The sequence below is a fragment of the Scytonema hankhaensis NUACC26 genome (assembly GCF_045865695.1).
Classification (GTDB): domain Bacteria; phylum Cyanobacteriota; class Cyanobacteriia; order Cyanobacteriales; family Nostocaceae; genus Scytonema.
Genome location: NZ_BAACAP010000151.1, coordinates 1 through 25,049, shown reverse-complemented (window position 1 = coordinate 25,049; position 25,049 = coordinate 1). Strand labels below are relative to the sequence as shown.

Here is a 25,049-nt window from a genome sequence, read left to right as displayed (position 1 = left end):
AATGCAAATATATTATGTATTTATAGGAACTAGATAAAGTGTAAGTAATTTCCACATGGAGGTACGGTTACAGAAAATTCTTGCTCAATGGGGTATAGCCTCTCGGCGCGAAGCTGAAGCGATGATCGAGCAGTCACGAGTGCGGATCAATGGTGAGTTGGCACATTTAGGTCAAAAAGCAGATCCAGAAAAGGATATTATCACTGTTGATGGTCAAACTGTATCTGTGATACAACGTCCAGCATTGGTGTATCTATTGTTGCATAAACCGCTTGGCGTAGTTTCTACTTGCGACGACCCCCAGAGAAGACGGACTGTCCTGGATTTACTCCCCAAAGAATTAAGTTCTGGGAAGGGTATTCATCCAGTTGGTCGCCTAGACGCCGACACAACAGGAGCATTAATACTCACAAATGATGGAGATTTAACATTTGGGCTGACTCATCCGCGACACAATGTTTCTAAGACATACCGTGTTTTAGTGGAGGGACATCCACCGCAACAAGTGTTAAAAATGTGGCGTCAGGGTGTGCTGTTAGACGGAAAAAAAACACGACCAGCACAAGTCAAAAAGATAGAAAGTCTTGCATACTCTACTTGGTTAGAAGTTGTGTTAAAGGAGGGCAGAAACCGTCAGATTCGCCGCGTAGCCCAACAATTGGGACACACGGTCATCCGACTGCATCGTACAGCCATAGGTTCGATTCAATTGCAAGCACCCGGACAAGGTTTACTTGGTACGGGTGAGTATCGTTACCTAGAAGATTTTGAAATCCGCTTTTTAAAAAAAGCAGTGGAAGATGTAAAAAATTTGAGTGACAGCAAACGTCAATCAGAGTTTTAGGAAGATACCTATTAATGATTCAGTGGGGTAAGGAGTAAAACAGGAATATGATGTGGCTAAATAAAAAAAATAAACGGGAATCAACACCTTCACAAGACGAGCAACGAGCCGAAGTCTTGGCAGAAATGGGCGCTCAGCTTTGGACGCGACGCTTGGAAAAGGGTTTATCCCTAGAGGAAATGGTTATTATTACAAAAATTTCTCGAAGATTACTACAGGCGATCGAAGAAGCTAACTTATCAGAACTGCCAGAACCAGTGTATACTCAGGGTTTAATCCGGCAATATGCTGATGCCCTTGATTTTAATGGAGCACAGTTCTCTAGTAGTTATCCAATCGGAACGAATCGAGTAAACTTCAAGCCCATTTGGAAAACAACATCCGCTCGGTTGCGTCCCGTTCATCTCTACATACTCTATATATTTGTTATTTTTGGTTCCATCAGTGGCTTGTCGCAATTTCTAAACACAGCGAGTTTACAAGCAAGTAACGTTCAAAATAACCAAAAGGTACAAAAAGTAGCGCCTGTCATAGGATCGCAACTGACACCAAGTAAAAACGTACAACTTCAAACATTTAGTCAGTCCTCAAATAATGGACAGCAGGTACAAATTGGCGTGACTTTGAAAGAGAAATCTTGGATCAGAGTCGTCGCTGATGGCAAAATCCAGTACGAAGGCGAGTTACCAGAAGGAACCCAACGTGTTTGGAAAGCTCAAGGACAACTCACTGTCAAAGCAGGAAATGCTGGTGGCGTACTTGTGAGCGTGAACAAAGAGGAAGCCAAACAATTGGGAGAACCAGGAACAGCTAAAGAAGTTACCATCGCTGCTGTGAATCGTTCTTGAATTGGGCAATAGGGATTGGGGATTGGGGACTGGCGATTAGGGACTGGGGATGTGAATAAGTAAGAAGTACCAATCGCCAATCCCCATTCGCCAATCGCCAATCGCTAGTCCCCAATCCCTCCTCAAGATTTTCCTTGGGGGTTACGTCCAGAAAGACGAGTGAGAGTTTGCAAGCGCTGACTCATGTCTTTAGTTAAACTATCTGACGTATAACGCCAGTCCCAGTTTCCTTCTGCCTTACTTGGGAAATTCATCCGAGCTTCACCACCCAATCCCAAAACATCTTGTAATGGAATAATGGCTTGATTTGCCACAGAATTCATTGCCAGCCGAATAAAATCCCAGTGAATACCTTCAGGGCTGAGACAACCCAAATAATCCGACACGTACTGCTTTTCATACTCTGTTGCTTGGTTATACCAGCTAACGGTTGTGTCATTGTCATGAGTTCCGGTGTAGACAATGCAATTGCGCGAGTAGTTGAATGGTAAAAATGGATTCCCTGCATCCGCACTAAAGGCAAACTGCAATATTTTCATTCCTGGAAATTCATACTTGTCTCGCAGGGCTTCAACTTCTGGTGTAACTAAGCCCAAATCTTCTGCCATAATGGGGAGCTTACCTAACTTCAGCTTAATCGCTTCAAACAACTCTTCTCCAGGAGCTTTAATCCACTCTCCATTAATGGCAGTCTCTTCTCCTTTTCGTACAGCCCAGTAAGCCTCAAACCCTCGAAAGTGGTCGATCCGAATCACATCAACATAATCAAGCAACGCTTGGAAGCGCCCAACCCACCACTTGAAGTCTTGTTTTTTTAATTCCTCCCAGTTATAGACTGGATTGCCCCATAACTGTCCAGTTTCGCTGAAGTAATCGGGTGGAACTCCTGCCATCAGCGCCGCTTCTCCTGTTTCTTCATCCAAACAAAAAATATCGGGATGAGACCAAACATCAGCACTATCGTGAGCTACATAGATGGGAATATCGCCAATAATTTGAATTCCGCTCATATTGGCATAGGTTTTTAATTCAGACCATTGGCGGAAAAATTCATATTGAGTGAATTTGTGGAAGAAAATTTCTCCTGTGAGTTCTCGCCCAGCTCGATCTAATGCTTCTGGTTCGCGTTTGGCAAGTTCTGGTTCCCACTTATGCCAGCTTACACCCCCGTTAGCACCTTTGAGTGCCATGAATAGGGCATAATCATCCAGCCAGTAAGCTTTGCTGTCGCAAAAACCAGCAAATTCTGTTTGCTGTATGGGGGTTGCTCTGTTCTTAAAATTCTCACAGGCTTTCCTTAACAGATCGAGCTTAATTGGTATGACTTTTTCGTAGTCTACCTTAGATGCCTCAAATCCAGGTAGATGAGCAAAGTCCTCTTCAGCGAGTAAGCCCTGTTGTACCATTTTTTCTATGCTAATGAGGAAGGGGTTACCAGCTAAGGCTGAGTAACAAGCATAAGGAGAATTACCGTAACCAGTCGGTCCTAGAGGCAATACTTGCCAAAATTGCTGGCTACTGTCTCTAAGAAAATCAATGAATTGATAGGCTTCTAAGCCTAGATCCCCAATGCCAAATCGACCGGGAAACGAAGTAGGGTGTAATAAAATACCACTTGATCTGGGAAAAGGCATACTTAACCTGTTGCTAACAAGAAAGCGATCGCATCGAATTTACCATGGAACAGTGACTGGATATTGTCCTTTGTCATTAGTCCTTTGTCCTTGGTTAAATAACAAATGACAAAGGACTAATGACAAATAACTAATGAATTACCGAAATCCTATTCCAACAGTTGATATCATCATTGAATTGGTTGACCGTCCTCATCGACCAATAGTGTTAATTGAGAGACATAATCCACCTTTTGGCTGGGCTATCCCCGGTGGTTTTGTAGATTACGGCGAATCTGTTGAAGTTGCGGCGCAACGCGAGGCTTTGGAAGAAACTGGTTTGCGGGTGGAGTTGATTGAACAATTTCAGGTATATTCTGACCCCAATCGAGATCCGCGCAAGCACACTCTGAGTGTTGTGTTTTTGGCAACGGCGACTGGCGAACCGCAAGCGGGGGATGATGCCAAAGGTATAGGCATTTTTGAGTCTTGGCGAGTCCCAGAGAACTTATGTTTTGACCACGATAAGATTTTGCACGACTATTGGCGCTTCCGACATTATGGATTGCGCCCGAGGTTAGGTTAGAGATTTTCAAGAACTAAATTATCCATCTTGTGGAACGGGCGAGGACGCCCGTTCTATGCTATTGCCTTTAACTCAAACTATAGATGAGAGTAAAATTATGAGATAGCATATCGACTTTTTCTTTCAGAGCTAACCCGTATTTCTGCCCTGCCTTAGTAATGTCTACAACGTCTTTAAGCCCCCATGCTGGCACTTTATAGGAGAGAAGAGTAGTATCGAATTCTTCATTTGAGGGTGTTGTATAGCTGCCATCAACTTTAAATGGTCCGTAGATGAATAGGGAACCGCGATCGCTAAGATAATTTACCGCACAATTCATCATTCCATCTGCAATAGATATTGGCGCAACCTGGAAGATATTAATACAGAAAATAGCGTCAAACTTTTGTCCAATCAAAGCTGACCAAGTTTGTGGCTGAGTTAGATCCAGCTTGATTGGTGGTTGGACATTTTTAACTTGAGTCTTTTTAGTCAATTCTCTGATGTTTTCAAACACCTCTTCATTCACATCCGAAGGCTGAAAACTCAAGTACGGAAAATTTGGAGCAAAGTAGTGGATGTGCATACCACTACCGGAGGCGAATTCTAAAACATTACCCTCGCTTTTAGGAAACCTTTCTTTAAACAATTCAAGAATCGGCTCGCGGTTGCGCTCACCTGCCCAAGCAACATAGGGACTCAGGGGATGCGGATCGAGTGAAGGTTTTTCTGATGATGTCATTCGTTTGCCGAATAGAAGGGAGAACTCATACCTGTACTAGCTTCTTTGGTTATATTACCATCAAAAAGCTTGACAGTGAGATTTCCATTGACTTGTTGTGCAAATGGGATCAATAAGCTATTAATATAACTTTGTGCATTCTCTACAGAATCAAATTCATAAAATCCACCAACACTATTAGTATTTACACCACTTAACCAAGTTTTGGATTTCAATCCTGGAAATTTTTTCATTTCTACATTGATTGGAACCCAATCAATTTGACTGAAGGGAATAGATACTTGATACTCGGCGTATACAAAGACTTTACTCATAGGTAATTTTGACCTTATAGTAAATATTTCTACAATTATTTTCTAGAAGCGATTAAATCGCGATACGGCTTTAGCCGTTAAGCTTCGCTTATCGCAAAGCGCAAGCCGTACCTGGCGTATCGCTATACCCATTCAGGCAAAGCTTCTCTCGCAATATTCTATAAAATCCATATTAAACGAAAGAGCCAAAAGTGTAATGTCAGAAATTGGGATGAATTGAGTGCTTAGAGCCAACATGATGCCACGGAGGGGCGCTCGTGCTGGTGTAACAGGTGGCAATGGAGAAAAGACAAAGACTGTGCTAACTGGTGCGATAATGCCAAATGGAAAAACTTAGAGAAACCTTAATCCAATCGCCAATCCCCAATCGCAAATCTTTATGACTCGTCAAGTAATTCGTACCGATAAAGCACCTGTACCTGTAGGACCTTACAATCAAGCAATTATTGCCTCTGGTCAAATGATTTTTGTTGCTGGGCAAATTCCTATCGACCCCCAACTTGGTGATGTTCTTGACACGGATGATGTAGCAAAGCAAACCGAACAGGTTATGGCTAATCTTGAAGCTATCCTCACATCTGCAGGGGCTACTTTCCAAAATGTTGTGAAAACAACAGTATTTTTGTCCGATTTAAATAACTTTGCTGCTATGAATGCAGTTTATGCTAAATATTTCTCGGAAGACTCAGCTCCAGCCCGTGCTTGTGTGGAGGTATCGCGTTTGCCTAAGGATGTTTTGGTAGAAATTGAGTGTATTGCAGTGGTTTAGGACTGGTTGCCAGATCTCCAAAATTTCTTGTGGTGCGGGCATCCTGCCTGTTATTCATAATTTCTTGTGGTGCGGGCATCCTGCCTGTTATTCATAATTTCTTGTGGTGCGGGCATCCTGCCCGCTATTTATCAAGGATGGGCGTCCTCGCCCATCCCACAAGACCATAAAATGGAATACCACAAGACCATAAAATGGAATATTTTACTTTTTGCAATTTCTTAATTAAAAATATTATCAATATTAATGCATAAAAATTCTTTTTAGTCAAGTTGCTTGTATGATTAGTTTCTATAGGAAAAGCATCAGAAGAATCTATTGACTTTTGTAGCAAAAAGCTTGAATCTTAATAGTAGTCTTTCTTGATAAGAGTATTATTGAGAGAGAATATCAAGATTAATAAAAAAGTTTTTTTATGGGGAGCAGCAAATGAGTGTGAGGCAAAAGAGTTTATTGGGAGCTAGTGCAGCATTCCTAGCTCTAACTGGTTTAGTTGCAGGTAGCTTTGGAAGTATGCAAGCAGTTGCTAGCTCAAAGCCCGATCGCAAGCAAACAACTCTACTCGCTCAAACACCACAGAAGCAGTCTGTAACAGTTGTTTTTCCTAGTCGGTCTGATTCGACAGACTTGCAAACTAAAGCGAATGCTGTGGCAGCATTTTTATCAAAAGAAATAGGAATGCCTGTTGAGGCTCTAGTCGGTGATGATACTGCAGCAGTGGAAGCTTTGAGAGGAAACAAGGCAGATGTCGCTTTTTTAAGTAGCCGTCCTGCTTTGAAAGCCGAGCAATTAGCAAATGCTCGCTTGTATCTAGCTGAAGTGCGCCCAACTTATTCTGGAAAATACACTTATAATTCAGTGTTTGTTGTTCCCAAAGATAGCTCTCTCAAAACTTTAACTTCAGGTAAAGCGACTTTGGAACAATTGCGCGGTAAGAAAATGGCTTTTACCTCGCCTACTTCTGGTTCGGGATTTATTTTCCCCGTGGGTGAGATGGTTAAGCAAAAACTCGTGCCAAGTCGCGATCGCCTCGACGGTTTCTTCGGTCAGGTAAGCTATGGTGGCAATTACAGCAAAGCCCTACAAGCTGTTTTACGCGGTCAAGCAGATGTTGCAGCAGTATCAGAATATGCTCTGAATGCTCCATACATTACAGAGGCTGAAAAAAGTCAACTACGAGTGCTTTACAAAATTCCTGGAGTTCCAGCACATGGCGTAGCTATTGATGATGATGTTCCTACAGCGACACGAGAAAAAATTATCGCTGCTATGCTCAAACTCAACGAGCCAAAAAATAACCAGATGCTACGCGGTCTCTACAACTCCACAGAATTAGTCAAAGTCAATCACGAGGCTCACCTAAAACCAATTCGTGAAGCCCTTAAGAATGCAGGAGTCGATCCATAAGAGTTAATTGTTAGTAGTTAGTAGTTGGTAGTTAGTAGGTTAACAAGAACCACTAACCACTGTACGGGTGCAAGGTCGCCGCGCCCCTACTAACCACTAACCACCAACCAATCTATGATTCATTGTCAAAATGTAGAAACAGCATATTCCGCGACGTTGAACCGTCCCATTTTAAACCAAGTTAATTTTGAAATTAATCGCGGCGAATTTGTTGTGCTGTTGGGGCTGAATGGAGCAGGAAAATCGACTTTATTGCGATCGCTTGTTGGATTAGTTCCAATTTCACGGGGAACAATTCACATCAATGACGTACCATTAAATTCTCGCACGCTGCCGAAAATTCGACAGAGTGTAGGAATGTTGTTTCAGGGTGGGGGGTTGATTCGCCAGTTATCAGCACTGGAAAATGTACTGTGCGGACGCCTTGGCGCGAGGACAACTTGGCAAACACTGTTTGGGTTTCCTAAAAGCGATAGTCGTCAAGCGTTGGAACTGCTAGAACAGTTAGGTTTGAGAGAACAGGCTTATCAAAAAACTGGGAATCTAAGCGGCGGACAGCAGCAACGGGTAGCAATTGCTAGGGCTTTAATTCAATCGCCAGAGATTCTCCTAGCAGATGAACCAATTACGGGCTTGGATATTATGGCGTCCAAACAAGTGATGGAAACTTTAGCTCAACTCCACTCCGAACAAGGTATGACAATTATCACCGTTTTACACGATTTGGAAGTCGCTACAGAATACGCACAACGAGCAATTATTTTGGATGCTGGACGTGTGGTTTATGACGGATGTTGCGATCGCAGTTTGCGAGCTACATTTGCTCAAGGAAATATCAGGAACTGGGGACTAGGGACTGGGGACTAGGGCTCCACCTTCCCCTTATCCCCAAAGGGGACTCCTACCTTCCCCAATCGCCAATTCCCATTGCCCCTCAACAAGGAGGGGGCCCCGAGTTCCCCAATTCCTAATCCCCAGTACCCAATCGCCAATTAATATGAAAAATCTTTCTCGTCTTTGGAAACGCTTTTCTTGGATAAGTCGCTTAGTCATTCTATGTATTGTTATCGTAATTTATAGTTGGGCATTGCAAGGTCTAAAAGTAGATTTTCAACTGCTGAAAGATAGCTGGTTCCATATCATTGACTTTATCTCGCGGTTATTTCCCCCAAACACAAGTTGGGACATTTTGTACAAAACAGCCAAAGCACTAGTAGAAACTGTACAAATGTCTGTTTTGGGAACCACTATAGGAGCATTACTTTCTTTGCCTATTGCTGTTGCAAGTGCTCGTAACGTGGCTCCTGTATGGTTGCAATGGTTAGCTAATTTTCTGCAAAATGCTGTTCGTTCCGTTCCTTCAATTATTCTTGGTTTGTTATTTGTAGCCGCAACTGGATTAGGTCCACTTGCAGGAACTCTAGCTTTAGGAATTTATACTATTGGTTATCTAGCAAAATTTTATCAACAAGCAATTGAAGCTGTCGATCCTCGTTCTATAGAATCCTTACAAGTAGCAGGTGCATCTCGGTTACAAGTTGCTCAATATGGTTTATTACCTCAAGTCCTGCCTTTAATATTAGGTTATACCTTATGGATGTTTGAGTATAATATCCGAGCAGCATCAGTTCTTGGTGCAGTTGGTGCGGGCGGTTTTGGCTTTGAATTGAAGAGTTATATCGATGGTTTTGAGTATACCAAGGCAACCACTATGATATTAATATTATGCGTTGTCGTTACTATAATTGATGCTCTTAGTAGCAAATTACGTCAGCGATTGGATTCGATGTAGCTGTTTTATGACAGTTTAACATTTACAATAAAGACTACTAGATTCGAGCCGAGAGGAATAAGTTATGACTGCTTTAACTTTACAGTTACCTTCTCATCTCAAATTGACGGATGAGGAATTTGAGCAGATCGTTACTGTTAACAAAGAACTGCGTTTAGAATTAACGGCTGAAGGAGAATTGGTAATCATGGCACCTACTGGGGGAGAAACGGGAACTCGTAATTTTGATTTATTAGGTCAGCTATGGTTTTGGAACAGTCAAAAGAATTTAGGTATTGCTTTTGATTCTTCTACTGGATTTAAACTTCCCAATGGTGCAACTCGTTCTCCCGATGCTTCTTGGTTAAGGATGGAAAGATGGAATTCTCTTACACTAGAACAAAGGAAAAAATTTATTCCCTTGTGTCCTGACTTTGCCGTGGAATTAGTTTCAGAAACTGATGATGTGGAAGAGACTAAAGCTAAGATGCAAGAATATTTGGAAAATGGGTTACAGCTTGGTTGGTTAATTAATCCCAAAGATAAACAAGTTGTGATTTATCGTCACAATCGCTCACCTGAAATTTTACAAGCTCCTAAAACTTTGTCAGGAGAAGATATTCTTCCTGGTTTTATTTTAAATTTACAAACGATTTTTACATAAACGCTCGACGAGCTTGATTTTATGCCGACTAACCGTTATTAAATTACAACTTTTAGTGGGATCGCGAGCGTCATGTCAGCGATTAGATTCGATGTAGCTATGGTTGTAGTTCTTGCTTGCGTAGTATGTCAATTTAGGTTTCGTTAGGGTCTCGCTCCTCACCAATTGTTTGTTTTGCTGAATGACGAATGTGGAGAATGCGAACTGTAGATACTTCTTCGCCCTCCACAATAGTAAACAGAACACGGTAAGAATTACGTCCTTTACCATACAAAAGTTGTCGAATTTCTTTTGAGAAATACTTATTCTCTCTTGCCAATGAATATCTCTTCGGCATCTCTGACAAACATTCAATTGCTTTAAGCAAGCCCGCATACCAACGGTTGGCGTATTTGAGTGAAGTAACCTGAGACATTGATAAGAATGCAGCATCCGCTTCAGCTTCTGCTACACTTGAGATTTCAACGCGATATCTCATAAATTAGTTAGCAAATTATGTTTGCGACGCTGTTCATCAGCAAATTTATCAAAAGAGCGGAATTCACCCGCTTCAAAAGCTTCTAAACCGCTTTGGATACCTGCAACAGCTTCTTCACAGTCTTTGGTCTCCCACTCTATGGCGTTAGCTAAGAGTTCTGTAGCTAAGACTACAATATCTTTTCCTTGTATGGCAGCTTGTTTGCAAAGCTTTGCCTCTATTTCTGGACTAAGAGTAACAGTAATTGCCATAAATTTGCTTCTTAATATTAAGTCGTTATACATTATGTTAGCAAACTTTTTTATTGGCTTGCTCCAACAAAAACTTAACAAGCTGCTTTTCCATTGAAGGTAGAAATAACCTCACCTTTTGTGCGCCATATTCCACAGGCAAGTGCAAAACTCCTTTATTTGAGTTATACTACGATCCCCATCTTCTTAAGGTAGGGAATTACGGTGTTTTTGTTAAAAACTTTATCCTGGTCGAGCGCTAAATACTGTGAATATATGATAGAGTATTGCGAGTCGTTTTATGTACGTAGTAATTTCTCCAATACTTTGCTTTTCTTATCTTGGGCATCTACTGTTTTGGCTAGCCTGTGAGATAACCAGAAGATTTGTTCATGACTCAAACTCCATCCCCTAAACCTCGTATCAGTGAAACTGCTCCCAACAGTTCTCGTGGCAACTCTACTAACAATGGTACGCCCCCAAATCTTCCGTTGGAAAAAAAAGGGCAACAATGGAGTTTGAAGCAGAAAGCAGTGGCTTTAGCACTCTCTGTAAGTGTTTTTCCCGTACTAGCAGTTGGTACAGCTACCTATTTAGGCGGTCAGTTGGTTCAGCAGCAAAGCAGCCAAGCAGGACAAGCTCAAAATGTTGCCAAATCTGAACTGGATCGTCAAAGACAAGTCTTACTGCTTAGCACTCTGGTAACAGCATTGTCAGCAGGTGCGATCGCGACTTTCCTGATAAATCGAGCTTTGCGTCAAGTTCTCGACGCAGCGAAAACCTCTACGACTGTTGTCAATCGTTTGTGTCGAGAAGAGATAAGTACTCGCGATCGCGTAGATGGAAAAGATGAACTCGTTGCATTAGAAACAAATTTAAAATTAATAGAAGACCAACTTCCAGAATTACTTTGGAAACAGGAAGCCGCAGCCGAACTCTCACAATTGCTGATAAGCGTTAGCCACCGCATTTGGGGAGCGCGTTCTGAAGAGGATGTTCTGAGAACTGCTGTTGAGGAAGTTCGCCAAGTTTTTAAAACCGATCGAGTGAGTGTCTTTCGCTTTGATGCAGATTGGAATGGAACCTTTGTTGCAGAATCAGTAGCATCTGGTTTGCCAAAAACTTTGTGGTCAACAATCCATGACCCCTGTTTCGCTGCTGGTTACGTAGAAAAGTATCTTCAGGGTCGCGTTCGTGCAATTGATAATATTTACAAAGCTGGTTTAAATGATTGTCACATTGGTCTATTAGAACGATTTGCTGTTAAGGCAAATTTAATTGCTCCCATCATTACAAATAATCAACTATACGGATTATTCATTGCCCATCAATGTTCTAGTCCCCGTATGTGGCAACAGCCTGAGATCGATTTATTTACTCAGTTAGCCTCTCAGGTTGGATTTGCGCTTGACCATGCTAGGTTGTTAGAGCAGGTGGATGAAAAAGCAGATCGACGTCAGGTCTTTATCGACATGACTAGACGGATTCGGGCATCTCTGCATAAAGAAGATATTCTCAAAGCTACGGTAGAAGAAACTCGTAAGGAACTCAGAACAGATCGAGTGATTGTATTTGGTTTTGATGAAAACTGGTACGGAACTGTCCTGGCAGAATCAGTGCTTCCTGGGTTTCCAAAAGCTTTGCGAGCTAATATTAAAGACCCTTGTTTTGCTGAGGGTTATGTAGATCAGTATCAATCTGGACGAGTGCAAGCAACGAATAATATTTATGAAGCGGGTTTGAGTTCCTGTCATATCGGTCAACTAGAACCATTTGCTGTGAAAGCAAATTTAGTGGCTCCTATTCTCAAAGATGATAAGTTATTTGGTTTATTAATTACCCATCAATGCTCTGCACCTCGTAATTGGCGACAGGCAGAAATTGATTTATTCGCTCAAGTGGCTGCACAAGTGGGGTTTGCTCTTGACCATGCTCGACTAGTTAGTCAGATAGAGCAAGCATACCAAACAGTAAAAGGAACTTCTATTGAGCAATATCACCAAAATGAAGTGCTTCAGCATCAGGTATCAGAATTGTTAAGAGAGCGACAAGTAGCAATCCAGAACATAACAGATAAAGCATCCAAACAAATGGAGTTCGTTCAATCTGCTAGCGATGGTATTCAAGTTGCGGCTCATTTGGTTCGAGCAGTTGATGAAACCGTTCAACAAGTGAAACTCACTAAACAGGGAATTGAGGGTATTATCCAAAGTGGACGAGAAAGTAGCGTTCGAGCAACAAGTAGCGCCATTATAATCCAACACGTTATTGTGAAAGCTGCTGAAAAAATTGAACTTATAGATGATATATCGCAATCCCTCGCCTCAACTGTGCTGCTTGTCAGTAATATAATTTCCGAACTGAATCTTCAAGCCATGAATGTTGCATTAAAAGCAACTCGAAATAGCACCGAGCAAGAGCGTATTGCTTTGGCAGATAAAGTGTTAAACTCGATGCGGCAGTTGAAAGGAAATATAGAAGAAACTGAATTCCTTATGGCAAAAATTCAGGTAGAAATCCAAGACACTTTTGAGGCTATTGGAATGGGAGCAGAGCACCTAACAGTGGGAACTCAATTGATAGAGGTAATTCAAGAAACATTTGATGAAGTTACAAATATCGATACTCAAATGGACTTGCTTTTAGAGGAGATTACTCAAACGACAAACGAGCAAGCGCAAGCTTTTAACACTTCCGAGCAAATGATTATGGAAGTAGCAACTATTGTTAATAATTTAAAAAATATCTATGGCAATGGTTGAGACCTACTACCATCCCCAAGAACCAGGGCTACCTTTAAACGGTCCAACGATATCACTCGTAATCCAACCGCCATAAAAATTCCCTGGTTGAGGCTGCACTTTCTCTCCATTAACGTAACAAGCATCCATAAGGTGTGCGTAAAAAGCTACATAGTCCTTAATTGATGCAAAAGCAGGTGTAGGGTTGGGATAGAACCAAGCAGCACTCTGAGCTTCTTTGTCACCCACACGCACTGTATAATAACTAGCATTTCCCTTCCACTCACAAAAGCTCGATTGATATAACGGCACTAAATATTCCATTTTGATATCAGCAGGTGGGATGTAATAAACAGGAGGGTGGCTTGTTTCTAAAACACGTTTGGCACTGTGAGTATCTACTATGGTGACATCGTTAAAAACGATCTGGATGTGTTTGTCCACATCCTCAAGGCGAGGTGGACGCGGATAATCCCATACTGATTCTTGTCCGGGTTCAGGTTCAATACGTTGAGGTCTAAACATTTTGGATGCGTGGATGCTTGGATTTGGGCTGAAAGGAGACAAGTATCATTCTAACGGTAGAGAAAGCAAAGGAAAATTTTCTCTCTCACAGATACGCCTTCTAGCTCACACGGTTATTCGTTTTAATGAGCAAGATGGATAGTAATTACTATACAAGCTTCATATAGAGGTTAACAAAAAGTATGCCACTAAATGCTGATGAAGTTCTCGAACGTTATGCTTCTGGAGAACGCAATTTTTCTGAAGTTGACTTAAGTGGAGTGGACTTGAGTGGAAAAAGTTTACAAGGTATTCAGTTGCGAAAAGCTCGTTTGAGTGGGGTTAACTTCAACGATACAGACTTAAGTCGAGCCGATCTAAGGCAAGCTGACTTAAATCATGCCAAAATGCAAGGCGTTTATTTGCATGGCGCTATCTTGTGCGACGGTAACCTTACTGAAGCAGATTTGAGTGCCGCTGTTCTAGATGGAGCAATTCTGGAGGGAGCAATCTTAGACATGGCAATACTAAGTCAAGCTAGTCTAAGTCATGCGGACTTGAATCGAGCTTCGTTGACAGATGCAGATTTAAGTGGAGCCGACTTGAGAGAAGCAATTTTGGATGGTGCAGTTTTAGATGGAGCTATCTTGAATGACGCCAACCTCAGCCAAGCTGACTTAGTTGTGGCAGAGTTAAATCAAGCTTCTTTAAGTGAAGCAACGCTGAAGGAAGCCAACTTAAGTGGTGCGGATCTGGATGAGGCGGATTTATCTGGAGCGGAGCTTATTGTAGCAAATCTTACTAATGCTTCTTTAAGCGAGGCAGACCTTCATGACGCTAACCTCAGTGGAGCTAATTTAGAGAGGGCTAATGTGGATAAAACCATATTAAATGCCGATAACAGTGACTAGTATAAGAAGGTCGAAGTCCGAAGCAGAGGGGTTATGATATTTGTAAAGCGATCGGGTGCCTACGCTTTATTAGCTTTTGGACTACAGTAGTTTTCAAGCAAACGAGCCGTATTATTATATATACTCTTGTGGTACGGGCGAGGACGCTCGTACTAGACAAGCAAGCAGACAAGGACGCCTGCTCTACAAGATGTGCGCTCTATTCTGAAAATTGCTGTAAAATCGAGCATCGCTACGTGTAATCTAGAATCTATGGAAAAGAAACCGTCTAAATTTACTGAGCTTTCCCTGACAAAGCATCAAGACTATTCTGAAATCGAAACAATTGTTGCGACTCGCTTCAATCGACAGTATCAAAATGAAGCTTTAGAACTTCCCGAAGAAGTAAAATCTATGCCAATTTATCAAGAATGGGTAACGGGAATTTTGAACGCAAAAATTGCTTCTCCTTTTTGGGAAATACAGCTTCCTCGCAAGAATCAGCGCTGTTTGGATATTGGTTGTGGCGTTAGCTTTTTAATTTATCCTTGGCGAGAGTGGGAAGCTCTTTTTTCCGGTCAAGAAATTAGCACGGTAGCACGAGATACTTTGAATAGTCGCGGTCCTCAACTCAATTCTAAGCTGTTTAAAGGTGTGGCTTTAGGGAGTGCTCTCAAATTACAATACGATAACGCCCAATTCGATCTTGCGATCGCGACAGGTTGGAGTTGCTACTATCCCCTTGATTACTGGGTAGCTGTAATGGAAGAAGTGAAGAGAGTCTTGAAAGGAGGAGGATATTTTGTTTTTGATGTTCTCAATTCCGAAAAACCTATGGCATTGGATTGGGCTGTTCTAGAAACATATTTAGGTGCAGAGGTTTTTCTAGAATCTTTGACAGATTGGAAACGTGCGATCGCATCTGTTGGTGCTAAGGTTGATAAACAGTTAGAGGGGGAGTTCTTTGACCTATATAAGGTGCATTTCTAATAATACGTAGAAGCAACTGCACTAACTAGCGGCGGCAATATCACTATCGGCATCATTTTCGTTCAACCCTAACTTTTTATATAGTTCGTTAACATCTTGAGGCGAGCGCGTTTAATCTCATCCTCACCGATCGCGTTTTTTCAGTTTTTCATCTAAAAGTATCTGTTCCTCTTGAGAGAGACTGGATTGTTTGCACTAAAGAGTCTACGAGTTCTCTGTTTATAATAGTTAAAATTTACAGATTAAATATTTAAACTATCATAGTATTTTATCTTATGGAATGCTTTTGAATAAAGTTACAAAGGGACTTCCAAATAAAAAAATATTCTACTTTCTCTTGTGGTGTGGAGATCTGCACTTTTAGAAAAAAGCTAAGAGCCAGTTATAGCAATATTTCCGGCTACTTAGCATAAGGTGTCACCTTCTCTAGCTTTTGGCAAAATTGGCTTGAACTTTGACTGCTTCTTCTGCCAATACACTTTTAATTTGGAGTGCAAGCGCACGAGCTAATAGGGGGGGAACTGCATTTCCAACTTGATCGTCTTGTGTGACCCACTTGGCTTTACGAGTAAGGTTTCCAAAAAAACAATAATCGTCATCAAACGATTGAAGTCGTGCAGCCTCACGCACAGTAGTTCCCCTAGGAAGCATAGGGTGTAGAATATCTGTCCGGTGATTACAAGTCACTGTTCGCGAAGGTTTTTCGCGATGAAGCTTCCAAGTATTGCGCTTTTTTGTCTGCAACTCAACTGGCAAAAGCTGGTTATCACCACCTTCAGGTATTTGGCTATAACGCGTCTGAACTCGTTCACAATGTTTAATGGCACGATGGTTAAAGATCGTTCCTGGAGACCGACATCCTCGACGTTCACGTTGGTATAAATTATAGTAGTTACCACTATGTGCTAATTCTTCTGCGCCTTCTCCAGCACCTATTAAAGGAAGGTCAGAAAGCGCTTCCCATGCTGTTACGTGAAGCAAGGGAATTTCATCAAAAAGATTAAGCTGCTGGTTAGGAGATCGATGAGTTTTTTGTGGAAAGGATATTGCAGTACAACCTTTTGGAACTGCTAGTAGAATGAACCGTAGTCTGTGTTGTGGCACACCATAGTCGGCAGCGTTTAGTACACGTGCTTCACAGCAATATCCAATGCGTTCAAACTCTTGAAAAATGGCACGGATCGCTTTCCCTCCTTGCATAGACTTGATGCCTTCAACATTCTCAAACAGTACTACCTTAGGCTCTAATTCCGAAGTTAAGCGTACAAAATCAAGAAAGAGGTGATTTTTTGGATCGTCAGCAATTCTCAAACCAGCAAGGCTGTAGCCTTGACAGGGTGGTCCACCATAAAGTACATCAACACTTCCAGGAGTAAGTCCAGCAGCATGGAGAATTTCCTTCCCCCTTAAAGATTGAACATCACGATGCAGGCAAACTGTATTTGGGTGATTATAGCGAAAAGTTTGTACTGCCTGCTCATCAAAATCAACTGCGAAAGCAGATGTAAAACCTGCTTTATGAAACCCCTCTGTTAATCCCCCTGCACCACAGAAAAGGTCTACACAAGTGAAAGAGCGAACTTTGAAATGACTGGATTTGTCGGGCATCCTTTTTCAATGTTTGCTAAAAGCGTTGATGATTTTACCACTCAACGGAAGTTAACAGGACAAGATAGAGATATCAAGGAGGGTTATCGGCTGGTAAGTGTGGAGAAAAGTAAGCACAGCATCTTTTTCAGCTAGTGTTGCCTGTATCTTGTCTCCATTGCCATACCTATACGGAAGGCGACTCTCGTGCAACTGCTAAAAAGGTTTATTTGTTGTACTAAAATTACAACTCATCGCCCCACTACTACAGTATTGTAAAACTTGTTATTCTCAGTCAAATCCCCAACTTCTTAAAGAAGTCAGGGAGCTCAGTTAACAATAGTTCTTGACTTCTTGGAAACACCCTTAACGAACCTGTTTCAAACTTTCCACCTCATTAGTGAACATATCAGTCAACAGACTCATAACAGTCCGTTCTTCACGTACCTTGATATTGGCAGTTACAGACATACCGGATTGCAAGGAAATAGTTCTACCTTTGACGTCTAAACTTTGTTTTGCCAAACGAACTTTAATGGGAAAACGATAGTATTGATGTGTTTCATCGGGCGGCAAAGCATCCGAACCAACCCAAACTAATTCTCCCTTAATGTCACCAAACTCGTTGTATGGGAAGGAATCAAGTCTCACATCAACTTTCATTCCTTCTTTCACAAAGCCAATATCTTTGTTGGTAATAAAAGCCTCAGCAACAAAGCTATCATTTGGTACAATTGTGAGTAATTTCTGGGTCGTATTCGCTACAAATCCAGGATTTTTTGCTTGTAAGTCAAAAACAACTCCCGACACGGGCGCACGTAACTCTTGATATTTGATATTAGTCTGAGCTTGGAGAATCTTACTATTGATTTCTGCCAATTGCTTCTCATTGTCTAGCAAGACTCTTGATAATTGACTATCAATTTCTGCAATACGCTTTTGGTTTTCGGCTATTTTTTCTAGAACTGTTTTGCTAGAAACCGCAACTGTATTTTTTGTTTCTTGCTGCCCTTGAGCAATTTCATATTGCAGTCGTTGCTGTTCCTGAGTTAGTTCTGCTATTTGTGCTTGTGTATTTTGGACTTTTCTTTCTTGTTGAAGATACTGTAACTGTGCGATCGCACCTTCTTCTGCTAAAGTCTTCATTCTGTTGTAAATCTGCTTTTCAATAGCCAAACTCGCTTTAGTATCTGCCAATTGAACTTGATTTTGAGCTAATTTTCTCCGGCTTTGCTCAACCTTCAATAATGACGCAGCCGCACGAGATTCCAATTCCCTTTTAGCAATATCTAAACGTTGCTGTTCTTCTGTTGTCATCCCTGCAACGCCACCCGTATTTTTAAACTCTTGTCGTAGCAATTCATTTTCTGCAATTAAATTTGCCCGATTTTTCAGGAGAAACGCAGTTTCTTTAGGCAAATTTCCTTTCAAAAATTCCATTTCTGCAGCCATACCAGAACCGATTTCTACCAAGCGACGGTAAATCTGGTTTTCTTGAGTTAACGAAGCTCGAATTTTCTTTAATGAATTTAATTCTCCATTGGATGTCACAGAATCAAACAGCAGTAATAAATCCCCAGGATTGACTTTTTGTCCGTTTTTCACATAAACTGCCTTAACCACTCCACTGACAGAAGCTTGCATTTCTTTGACAGTCCCTTCTGGTTTTAATTGACCCGTTGCCGGTACGACTTGCTCGATTTTAGCAACGCAAGCCCAACCAATTCCAAAAGCCGCCAATGCCATCAACGTTACCATAATGGTACGCGACCAAAATGGAGATTGACGCAAAACAACTGATTGGTCAAATTCTTCAGTAATGTATCTTTTAGTATCCGTTTCAGATACTCTTGGTGTTTTGCGGTCAGCCGTTGTCACCCGATTTCGAGGATTAGTCCCATTTTTTAAGTGACTGTCACGACTATAGCCGTTGAGATGATTGTCATTGAGTTTCATAGTATTTGTTAGTGGTTAGTGGTTAGTGGTTAGTGGTTAGTGGTTAGTTGTTGGTCACTGGTCACTGGTCACTGTTAAAGTTTCACGTCTTGCTGATTGTAAAGGTAGAAATAATGACCTCGTGCAGCCATTAGCTCGTCATGGGTACCCATTTCGATGACCTTGGCGCTATCCATTACAATGATAATGTCTGCATTTCTCACTGTGTTCAAACGGTGTGTAATAAAGAACACAGTGCTTCCGGCAAATTCTTCTGCTAGATTGAGACAGACTTGGCGTTCTGTGGGGTAATCTAGCGCACTTGTGGCTTCGTCAAGAACGAGTAATTTTGGTCTTTGTAAAACAGAACGTGCAATGGCAATCCTTTGTCTCTGTCCCCCGGATAACCCTGCACCTCTCTCACCCACTCGCGTGTTGTAGCCGTTGGGTAAATTCATAATAAAGTCGTGGGCGGCTGCAACTCTTGCTGCTTCAATAATTTCTTCGGTTGTGGCTTCAGGATTAGTTAGAGCAATATTCTCTTGCACCGTACCATCAAATAACAGCGTTTCTTGCGGCACAACACCTACTTGTCTTCGCAAGGAGTATAATTCCACCTTGGAAATATCGTAGCCATCAACTAAAATTCTGCCTGCTTCGGGTTCGTAAAGTCGCAGAAGTAACTTCATCATCGTACTTTTTCCCGAACCGCTTTGTCCCACAATTCCAACAAATTTCCCGACTGGAATATCGATATTGACATTGCTGAGTTGTAGCGGACCGTTGCTTGCAAACCGGAAGGACACATTGTCGTATTTGACTGACCCTACTATCTGAGGTAGGGGTATGTTGTCGCGATCTTGTTCTGCTTCTTGTGGTGTGTCTACGATATCGCTCAACCGTTCGAGTGACAAAGCTGTTTCTTGGAAGTTTTGCCACAGTTGTGCCAAACGCAATATGGGGCTGGTTACGTAACCTGAGATAATTCGGAAGGCAATTAATTCCCCTAGGGTTAATTCTCCTTTCAGGACTAAATAAGACCCCACCCACAACACCAGTAAGCTACTGAGTTTGTTGAGGAAGTTACTTGTAGAACTTGCTAAGGTGGAGGTGACGACGGTTTTAAATCCGGCTGCTACGTATCGCGCATACCTATCTTGCCAGGAAAAACGAGCGCGTAACTCAATATTTTGCGCTTTCACCGTTTGAATTCCTGACATCACCTCTACTAAGTAGGATTGCGTATCAGAATTTCGTTCGGCTTTGGTACGGAGTTGTTTGCTGACTGTGGGTGATGCTATTAATGTAATGACAACAAACACGGGGATTGTTCCCAAACCAACCAGTGTGAGTTGCCAACTGTAGAACAACATGACAACGACATAAACCACTGAGAACAAAGCATCTAACCCCACTGTTAATGCTGTCCCTGTCAGGAATTGTCGAATATTTTCTAACTCGTTAATGCGGGTGGAAAGTTCCCCAACGGGTCGGCGTTCAAAATACCGCAAGGGTAAACGCAGCAGATGGTCGATAATTTCTGAGCCTAAACCCATGTCAATACGGTTGGTTGTATCGACAAACAGGTAAGTTCGTAGCGTTCCTAGCACGGCTTCAAATAAACCGACGACTAACAGCAAAGCACCTAAAACGTGTAAGGTACTCATGCTATTCTGGGCTATGACTTTATCGATAATTAACTGAATGACTAATGGGTTTGCTAGCGCTGCTAATTGTACGAAAAAGGACGCTAGGAAAACTTCTATGAGGACTCGGCGGTAGCGTGTCAGGTAGGGGGTAAACCAACTGATGCCAAACCGTTGTTGAGGTGTGGCGGTGGTGCGCGAGAGTAACAAGACTCTCACTTGTGGCGGGTAACTGCTTTCCTCGGTTTCTAATCGCTCTATGAGTTCGGCTGGTTTGAGGCGTACAATTCCTTTGGAGGGGACACCTAGAACTGCTATGCGATCGCTAATTTCATACAAAATAGCATAGCTGTCTTCATAGCGAATCATTGCTGGTGTTGGAATGCGCGTAACTGAAGCTATGGGAACATCAACGAGTTGCGCCCTCAATCCAATCAGTTCTGAGAGGTAAGCACAGAGTTGAAATGAAATTAGCCCCCCTCGTTTCATTTGGTCGGAAAGAACCCGGCGAACCACTTCTTTACGAAATGGCATTTCCAAGTGTTTCGATACCATTTGGAAACAGGCAATGGCAGAATTTAATTGTCCTTTTCCACCGTAAAATGGATATTTTCTGTGACTTTTTGATGAGGTTTGTGAGGCTGGGGGTTGTGGTGAGGGTAAATCTTCGTCAGCCGCATAGGGAATATCTAACTCAGTATCCACCGATTGGCTGGAGATTGGTTGAGCCTGTACTGTTGGTTCTACTGGTTCTGTTAGTTCTGTTGGTGCTTCATATAAGAAGAATAAATCGTCTGCTTGCAAACCAATCAATCGCACGGAATTGTTTCCCTGCACTTCTAATCTATCCCCATTGCTGGGTTCGAGTCGGTTTGTTGGTGTAAAGTCTTTGAGAACTCCACCGCCACTAACGAACCAAATTTTTTCGTTTTCTAACCGACTCAATGAATTTCTTCCTGGTGGGAGATAATCTACTTTTGCACGACTGTAAGCGTTCAGTGCGAGTTCTTTGAGACTCAGCCCACCATAGGCTTGGACTTCCGGTTGAGCACCGATAACATCAAATATCTCAATGAGATGAGCTTTTTGTTGGCGATTCTGGGCAAAAGCTGGATAATTAGCAAATAATTTTAGATACTCTGCTACTTCTATTGTTAAGCAAATAACCTCATTAGATGCGATCGCTGTTTCACAGGCGACATTACGGAACAAACCGATTTCTCCTAGAATTGTTCCTGGTTCTAGCAATTTCAAGGTATTAGGCATTTGCGTGCGGGGGTCGTATGCCAACAACCGTGCTTTTCCCTCGTAAAGAATGGCAATGCGATCGGGTATTTTTTCTTTCCCTACGATTTTCTGTCCTATACGATAGCGTAAAGCTTGGACTTTTTGTGCGATCGCAGTTATGACCTCTTGTGGTAATTGGTCAAACCCTTCTATTTTTGAAAGAAATTCTAGAAATGCAGTGTTCTTTATATAAGTCATACCTAATAGAGTGTCAGTTAAGGTTATGTATTTGATTTTCTTTTTGTTAACTATGAATTTTCTTTCGTTATGTCGCCATCCCCTCTTGACAAACACTTTTTAGTTGAATATTACCAAAAAGCTTCTTAAGTCTTAAAATATACAAGAATCGTATAAACTTACTTGTTATACTGATTCTTATCCATAAACATTGTAGTCAATTACGGCATCTGAAACACAACACTGAGATCCTTAATACTTTTTTAATAAAAGAAAATCATGATAATTTGGTACTAGCCATAATATTCTGTAGTTAAAGCTTTCAGAGTTTGTAAAGCTTGTACAAAGAATTTAGTAGGACAAGTCGGCTTTTTGTAAAAAAATCAGCATATAAGTGTTGGCAGGAAAAAAAGGAAAACGACAATTCATACTATTCAAGAAATCAAAAAATAGTATATTTTTTAACTTTTCTTTATATTTTGATAAGGAAATTAGTAGAAAACTAATTATAACAGCAAAATTACTGATATAGTGAGTAAATTTGCTTACAACTTAAGTTTAGAGCCAAACTAGTTTGCACTTCAATACGTAAAAGCACTAAATTTGTAACCTTGGTAAATATAGCAATCCTATCTGATTTGTGAAAATTCGAGGCGTCCAGCTCCCGGACTGCTTTAAGAAGTCGGGGAGCTAACTTTTCACGAATGATTTAGATCTGCAATATATAAAATTAATTTAAGATAATCAGAATTCAGTAAAATCTGTAAATAGCGAACGCATAAAAATATTAAAAAGTTTTATTTATATTTTTTTAATACTTTCAATATTCTATTTCTTTTAAAATTATAAAAAATCAGTAGGGTTACTGATTAGCCTACAACTTAAGTGCTGCTAAACTTAATATTGCCTAATGTATATCAGTTTGTGCTTTTAAAGTACACAAAAGCCTCTCTCGCATTTTCAATCTAATTGATTGAGAGAGAGGAATTTCTTTAGTTTTTATGCACTTTTCTAGGCGCAACAGCTTATCTCTACTCATTTTTCATCACAGGCGAAGCAACCTCCGATCTCTCTTTTATGTACCACTTATGGGCAATGGCAGCAAGCCCATCTAGGACAACAATGAGGTCTTGGGCGCGTTCAGTTAAACCATAGGTGACTTGAGGCGGAATCGTTGGTTCATAAGTGCGGTAAATGATTTCTGCTTCCTCAAGCATCCGCAGTCTTTCAGTGAGGACTTTTGACGAGATATTTTCTATCTGACGTTTTAAAGCACCAAAGCGAGTAGGTCCGTTATTGCGAAGAATCCAGAGGATATAAAACGTCCAGGGTCCACTTAGGGTATTGAACAGAGTACTTATTGGGCAACTTGCAGTTTCTTTAGATTGATTGGGCATAAGGAATTCAAAATTAAGAAGAGAGTGCTGGCAATAAACAGCAAATGCAGATTGGGTATACGTTCAGGAATATAACGGCACTACAGGTTGGTTTCTTCAAAGTACCGTGGTTACTTCAAAGTACCTACTTTACATTTTAAACTAGTTATTTATAGTAACTAATAGAGAGTTATTTACTTCCCTGCTTTTAAAACTTAACAATTCTCACATCAAGTATTCGCTATTGCTTGATAATAATTGAGTTCAATAAAACTCCACAGTTGAAGGCTGCAAGGAGTCTTGTTGTTATGGATTTGCAAGCACAATTTTCTAACGATCTTGCTGAATTATACCTCAATAGGAGCAGAACATCATGAAATTAGTTATGAAGATGTCAGTTGTTGCGCTCGGTGCGGTTTTAATGCTTCTAGCAGCAACAACTCAAGCTAAGTCTTCAACATTAACTTACGAAAGTAGTATTGGCAGCCCTGGTAACGAACCAGGAAAACTTTTTCTCCCACAAGGTATAGACGTACAGGATGAAACAAGAAATATCTTCATCAGCGATTCTGCAAATAATCGTGTTTCTGTTTTCGATCGAGATAGAAATTTTGTCAAAACCATTGGTAGTCTTGGCAGTGGACCCGGACAGTTTAACGAGACAGCAGATTTGGTGTTCGACAAGCTAACAGGAAATCTTTATGTTGGAGATGTCTACAATAGTGAAATTGATGTCTTTGATGCTAATGGTAACTATCTAAAGTCCTTTGGCAAATTTGGTCCTAAGACAGACAGACCATTTTTTGGACCTGGTGGTATGGCTTTCGATGCCGTAGGGAATTTATACGTTAATGATTACACTGCTGACATTATTCAGGTCTTTGATAGAGACGGTAATGTTATCAAAACAATTGGAAGTTCTGGCACTGCGGCCGGACAATTCCTTGGACCCTCTGGGTTATCCATATCTGAAAAAACCGGAAATATTTACGTGACTGACTTTTTAAATAACCGGATTCAAGTACTTAATTCTCAAGGAGAGCCTATTTTAGCCTTTGGCGAATTAGGTAATGCACCAGGACAGTTTAATTCACCAGTCGCTATTGAAGTGGACGATGAAGAAAATATCTATGTGGGTGATGCTGTTAATAGTCGCATCCAGGTGTTTGATAAAAACGGGAATTATCTTTATGAATTTGGCGAACCAGTTGAGAATGCAAATCCAGAACCTCTTTTACCAGGACAGCCTTTACCCGAACCAGGTAAGTTTAATTGGGCAGTTGGTGCTCATTTTGATGATGGAAAGCTGTACGTCAGTGATTTCTTCAACAGTCGCGTTCAGGTGTTAAAAGTCGCTAAAGCACCTGAACCAGCGTCATTATTAGGTCTAGCTGTACTAGGAATTGGGGCGGGTACTATAACATTGAAACGAAAATGCGATCGCTTAAAGAAGGTTGACAGCCAGTTAAACTGTTCTACTGATATTTTACAAAATTGAGTATTCTTTATTCTTGTGGAACGGGCGTCCTCGCCCGTTTTGTATGAGTAGCGGGCGGGACGCCCCGCAGTCGCCTCAACGGGGGGCTTTGGGGTCCCCTCTGGGGTTGGGGGGAAACCCCCGCACGGTGAGCCAGCGCTGCAGGAGGGTTTCCCGACCTAGGCGACTGGCGA

General features: G+C 41.4%; 22 protein-coding genes. 12 read left to right on the top strand and 10 right to left on the bottom strand.

Going from position 1 to position 25,049, the window contains the following annotated elements:
- The first annotated feature begins 55 nt into the window (after positions 1–55).
- Positions 56–844 carry a pseudouridine synthase gene (locus tag ACKTT2_RS10920; protein WP_407886592.1) on the top strand — a complete coding sequence of 263 codons (789 nt, stop codon included), beginning with the start codon at positions 56–58 and terminating at the stop codon, positions 842–844.
- Positions 845–891: 47 nt separating this feature from the next.
- The gene (locus ACKTT2_RS10915) at positions 892–1,692 is read left to right on the top strand and encodes a helix-turn-helix domain-containing protein (protein WP_407886590.1); all 801 of its coding nucleotides are present in this window, start codon (positions 892–894) and stop codon (positions 1,690–1,692) included.
- 122 nt (positions 1,693–1,814) lie between these two features.
- Here the strand turns inward: ACKTT2_RS10915 and malQ are convergent, their stop codons facing one another.
- The gene (gene malQ, locus ACKTT2_RS10910) at positions 1,815–3,326 is read right to left on the bottom strand and encodes a 4-alpha-glucanotransferase (protein ID WP_407886588.1); all 1,512 of its coding nucleotides are present in this window, start codon (positions 3,324–3,326) and stop codon (positions 1,815–1,817) included.
- Between the two features lie 133 nt (positions 3,327–3,459).
- On the opposite strand from malQ, the gene ACKTT2_RS10905 reads away from it, so the two are divergent.
- Positions 3,460–3,891, top strand: coding sequence for an NUDIX domain-containing protein (locus ACKTT2_RS10905; protein ID WP_407886587.1), 432 nt, complete (start codon positions 3,460–3,462; stop codon positions 3,889–3,891).
- Positions 3,892–3,958: 67 nt separating this feature from the next.
- Here the strand turns inward: ACKTT2_RS10905 and ACKTT2_RS10900 are convergent, their stop codons facing one another.
- Both ACKTT2_RS10900 and ACKTT2_RS10895 read right to left on the bottom strand, forming a co-directional pair.
- Positions 3,959–4,612: a DUF938 domain-containing protein gene (locus ACKTT2_RS10900; protein ID WP_407886585.1), complete on the bottom strand. Its 654-nt coding sequence runs from the start codon at positions 4,610–4,612 to the stop codon at positions 3,959–3,961.
- A complete protein-coding gene (locus ACKTT2_RS10895; protein WP_407886583.1) occupies positions 4,609–4,926 on the bottom strand; it encodes a YdhR family protein in 318 nt (105 codons plus the stop codon). Before ACKTT2_RS10895 ends, ACKTT2_RS10900 begins: the two co-directional genes overlap by 4 nt.
- 379 nt (positions 4,927–5,305) lie before the next feature.
- Here ACKTT2_RS10895 and ACKTT2_RS10890 point away from each other — a divergent pair, with 379 nt between their 5' ends.
- The 5 genes from ACKTT2_RS10890 to ACKTT2_RS10870 all read left to right on the top strand — a co-directional run bounded on the left by ACKTT2_RS10890 (position 5,306) and on the right by ACKTT2_RS10870 (position 9,537).
- Positions 5,306–5,695, top strand: coding sequence for a RidA family protein (locus ACKTT2_RS10890; RefSeq protein ID WP_407886581.1), 390 nt, complete (start codon positions 5,306–5,308; stop codon positions 5,693–5,695).
- A 429-nt stretch (positions 5,696–6,124) separates the two neighbouring features.
- Positions 6,125–7,102 (top strand): phosphate/phosphite/phosphonate ABC transporter substrate-binding protein, encoded by a 978-nt coding sequence (locus ACKTT2_RS10885; protein ID WP_407886579.1) that lies wholly within the window; start codon positions 6,125–6,127, stop codon positions 7,100–7,102.
- Between the two features lie 114 nt (positions 7,103–7,216).
- Positions 7,217–7,969 carry a phosphonate ABC transporter ATP-binding protein gene (locus ACKTT2_RS10880; protein WP_407886577.1) on the top strand — a complete coding sequence of 251 codons (753 nt, stop codon included), beginning with the start codon at positions 7,217–7,219 and terminating at the stop codon, positions 7,967–7,969.
- Positions 7,970–8,099: 130 nt separating this feature from the next.
- On the top strand, positions 8,100–8,894 hold the full coding sequence (gene phnE / locus ACKTT2_RS10875) for a phosphonate ABC transporter, permease protein PhnE (protein WP_407886575.1): 795 nt from the start codon (positions 8,100–8,102) through the stop codon (positions 8,892–8,894).
- Between the two features lie 64 nt (positions 8,895–8,958).
- The gene (locus ACKTT2_RS10870) at positions 8,959–9,537 is read left to right on the top strand and encodes a Uma2 family endonuclease (protein ID WP_407886573.1); all 579 of its coding nucleotides are present in this window, start codon (positions 8,959–8,961) and stop codon (positions 9,535–9,537) included.
- Positions 9,538–9,670: 133 nt separating this feature from the next.
- Here ACKTT2_RS10870 and ACKTT2_RS10865 read toward each other — a convergent pair whose 3' ends face one another.
- Together ACKTT2_RS10865 and ACKTT2_RS10860 are read right to left on the bottom strand one after the other, a co-directional pair.
- Positions 9,671–10,015 carry a type II toxin-antitoxin system RelE/ParE family toxin gene (locus ACKTT2_RS10865; RefSeq protein WP_407886571.1) on the bottom strand — a complete coding sequence of 115 codons (345 nt, stop codon included), beginning with the start codon at positions 10,013–10,015 and terminating at the stop codon, positions 9,671–9,673.
- Positions 10,012–10,266: a hypothetical protein gene (locus ACKTT2_RS10860; protein WP_407886569.1), complete on the bottom strand. Its 255-nt coding sequence runs from the start codon at positions 10,264–10,266 to the stop codon at positions 10,012–10,014. The genes ACKTT2_RS10865 and ACKTT2_RS10860 overlap by 4 nt, the downstream gene beginning before the upstream one ends.
- Before the next feature lie 371 nt (positions 10,267–10,637).
- Between ACKTT2_RS10860 and ACKTT2_RS10855 the strand changes: the two genes are divergently transcribed.
- A complete protein-coding gene (locus ACKTT2_RS10855; protein ID WP_407886567.1) occupies positions 10,638–13,007 on the top strand; it encodes a GAF domain-containing protein in 2,370 nt (789 codons plus the stop codon).
- A 6-nt stretch (positions 13,008–13,013) separates the two neighbouring features.
- Here the strand turns inward: ACKTT2_RS10855 and ACKTT2_RS10850 are convergent, their stop codons facing one another.
- Positions 13,014–13,511, bottom strand: a complete 498-nt coding sequence (locus ACKTT2_RS10850; protein ID WP_407886565.1) for a DUF427 domain-containing protein — start codon at positions 13,509–13,511, stop codon at positions 13,014–13,016.
- Between the two features lie 182 nt (positions 13,512–13,693).
- On the opposite strand from ACKTT2_RS10850, the gene ACKTT2_RS10845 reads away from it, so the two are divergent.
- On the top strand, positions 13,694–14,401 hold the full coding sequence (locus tag ACKTT2_RS10845; protein ID WP_407886563.1) for a pentapeptide repeat-containing protein: 708 nt from the start codon (positions 13,694–13,696) through the stop codon (positions 14,399–14,401).
- Between the two features lie 252 nt (positions 14,402–14,653).
- Entirely contained in the window at positions 14,654–15,370 is a 717-nt protein-coding gene (locus ACKTT2_RS10840) for a class I SAM-dependent methyltransferase (protein ID WP_407886561.1), read from the top strand.
- Between the two features lie 426 nt (positions 15,371–15,796).
- Here ACKTT2_RS10840 and ACKTT2_RS10835 read toward each other — a convergent pair whose 3' ends face one another.
- The 4 genes from ACKTT2_RS10835 to ACKTT2_RS10820 all read right to left on the bottom strand — a co-directional run bounded on the left by ACKTT2_RS10835 (position 15,797) and on the right by ACKTT2_RS10820 (position 23,399).
- Positions 15,797–16,978 (bottom strand): DNA cytosine methyltransferase, encoded by a 1,182-nt coding sequence (locus ACKTT2_RS10835; protein WP_407886559.1) that lies wholly within the window; start codon positions 16,976–16,978, stop codon positions 15,797–15,799.
- 345 nt (positions 16,979–17,323) lie between these two features.
- Positions 17,324–18,913, bottom strand: a complete 1,590-nt coding sequence (locus tag ACKTT2_RS10830) for a beta-barrel domain-containing protein (RefSeq protein ID WP_407886557.1) — start codon at positions 18,911–18,913, stop codon at positions 17,324–17,326.
- 74 nt (positions 18,914–18,987) lie between these two features.
- Positions 18,988–22,023 carry a peptidase domain-containing ABC transporter gene (locus ACKTT2_RS10825; protein ID WP_407886555.1) on the bottom strand — a complete coding sequence of 1,012 codons (3,036 nt, stop codon included), beginning with the start codon at positions 22,021–22,023 and terminating at the stop codon, positions 18,988–18,990.
- 1,010 nt (positions 22,024–23,033) lie between these two features.
- A complete protein-coding gene (locus ACKTT2_RS10820; protein WP_407886553.1) occupies positions 23,034–23,399 on the bottom strand; it encodes a winged helix-turn-helix transcriptional regulator in 366 nt (121 codons plus the stop codon).
- Between the two features lie 352 nt (positions 23,400–23,751).
- On the opposite strand from ACKTT2_RS10820, the gene scyF reads away from it, so the two are divergent.
- Entirely contained in the window at positions 23,752–24,876 is a 1,125-nt protein-coding gene (gene scyF / locus ACKTT2_RS10815) for a scytonemin biosynthesis PEP-CTERM protein ScyF (protein ID WP_407886551.1), read from the top strand.
- Positions 24,877–25,049 lie beyond the last annotated feature (173 nt).

What these genes read in the sequence shown, in the direction of transcription:
- ACKTT2_RS10895 (WP_407886583.1), bottom strand. Translation starts at nt 4,926, where the DNA reads ATGAGTAAAGTCTTTGTATACGCCGAGTATCAAGTATCTATTCCCTTC.
- ACKTT2_RS10865 (WP_407886571.1), bottom strand. Translation starts at nt 10,015, where the DNA reads ATGAGATATCGCGTTGAAATCTCAAGTGTAGCAGAAGCTGAAGCGGAT.
- ACKTT2_RS10855 (WP_407886567.1), top strand. Translation starts at nt 10,638, where the DNA reads ATGACTCAAACTCCATCCCCTAAACCTCGTATCAGTGAAACTGCTCCC.
- ACKTT2_RS10830 (WP_407886557.1), bottom strand. Translation starts at nt 18,913, where the DNA reads ATGAAACTCAATGACAATCATCTCAACGGCTATAGTCGTGACAGTCAC.
- malQ (WP_407886588.1), bottom strand. Translation starts at nt 3,326, where the DNA reads ATGCCTTTTCCCAGATCAAGTGGTATTTTATTACACCCTACTTCGTTT.
- ACKTT2_RS10860 (WP_407886569.1), bottom strand. Translation starts at nt 10,266, where the DNA reads ATGGCAATTACTGTTACTCTTAGTCCAGAAATAGAGGCAAAGCTTTGC.
- ACKTT2_RS10920 (WP_407886592.1), top strand. Translation starts at nt 56, where the DNA reads ATGGAGGTACGGTTACAGAAAATTCTTGCTCAATGGGGTATAGCCTCT.
- ACKTT2_RS10900 (WP_407886585.1), bottom strand. Translation starts at nt 4,612, where the DNA reads ATGACATCATCAGAAAAACCTTCACTCGATCCGCATCCCCTGAGTCCC.
- ACKTT2_RS10870 (WP_407886573.1), top strand. Translation starts at nt 8,959, where the DNA reads ATGACTGCTTTAACTTTACAGTTACCTTCTCATCTCAAATTGACGGAT.
- ACKTT2_RS10840 (WP_407886561.1), top strand. Translation starts at nt 14,654, where the DNA reads ATGGAAAAGAAACCGTCTAAATTTACTGAGCTTTCCCTGACAAAGCAT.
- ACKTT2_RS10880 (WP_407886577.1), top strand. Translation starts at nt 7,217, where the DNA reads ATGATTCATTGTCAAAATGTAGAAACAGCATATTCCGCGACGTTGAAC.
- phnE (WP_407886575.1), top strand. Translation starts at nt 8,100, where the DNA reads ATGAAAAATCTTTCTCGTCTTTGGAAACGCTTTTCTTGGATAAGTCGC.
- ACKTT2_RS10850 (WP_407886565.1), bottom strand. Translation starts at nt 13,511, where the DNA reads ATGTTTAGACCTCAACGTATTGAACCTGAACCCGGACAAGAATCAGTA.
- ACKTT2_RS10825 (WP_407886555.1), bottom strand. Translation starts at nt 22,023, where the DNA reads ATGACTTATATAAAGAACACTGCATTTCTAGAATTTCTTTCAAAAATA.
- ACKTT2_RS10885 (WP_407886579.1), top strand. Translation starts at nt 6,125, where the DNA reads ATGAGTGTGAGGCAAAAGAGTTTATTGGGAGCTAGTGCAGCATTCCTA.
- ACKTT2_RS10820 (WP_407886553.1), bottom strand. Translation starts at nt 23,399, where the DNA reads ATGCCCAATCAATCTAAAGAAACTGCAAGTTGCCCAATAAGTACTCTG.
- ACKTT2_RS10835 (WP_407886559.1), bottom strand. Translation starts at nt 16,978, where the DNA reads ATGCCCGACAAATCCAGTCATTTCAAAGTTCGCTCTTTCACTTGTGTA.
- ACKTT2_RS10915 (WP_407886590.1), top strand. Translation starts at nt 892, where the DNA reads ATGATGTGGCTAAATAAAAAAAATAAACGGGAATCAACACCTTCACAA.
- ACKTT2_RS10905 (WP_407886587.1), top strand. Translation starts at nt 3,460, where the DNA reads ATGAATTACCGAAATCCTATTCCAACAGTTGATATCATCATTGAATTG.
- ACKTT2_RS10890 (WP_407886581.1), top strand. Translation starts at nt 5,306, where the DNA reads ATGACTCGTCAAGTAATTCGTACCGATAAAGCACCTGTACCTGTAGGA.
- scyF (WP_407886551.1), top strand. Translation starts at nt 23,752, where the DNA reads ATGAAATTAGTTATGAAGATGTCAGTTGTTGCGCTCGGTGCGGTTTTA.
- ACKTT2_RS10845 (WP_407886563.1), top strand. Translation starts at nt 13,694, where the DNA reads ATGCCACTAAATGCTGATGAAGTTCTCGAACGTTATGCTTCTGGAGAA.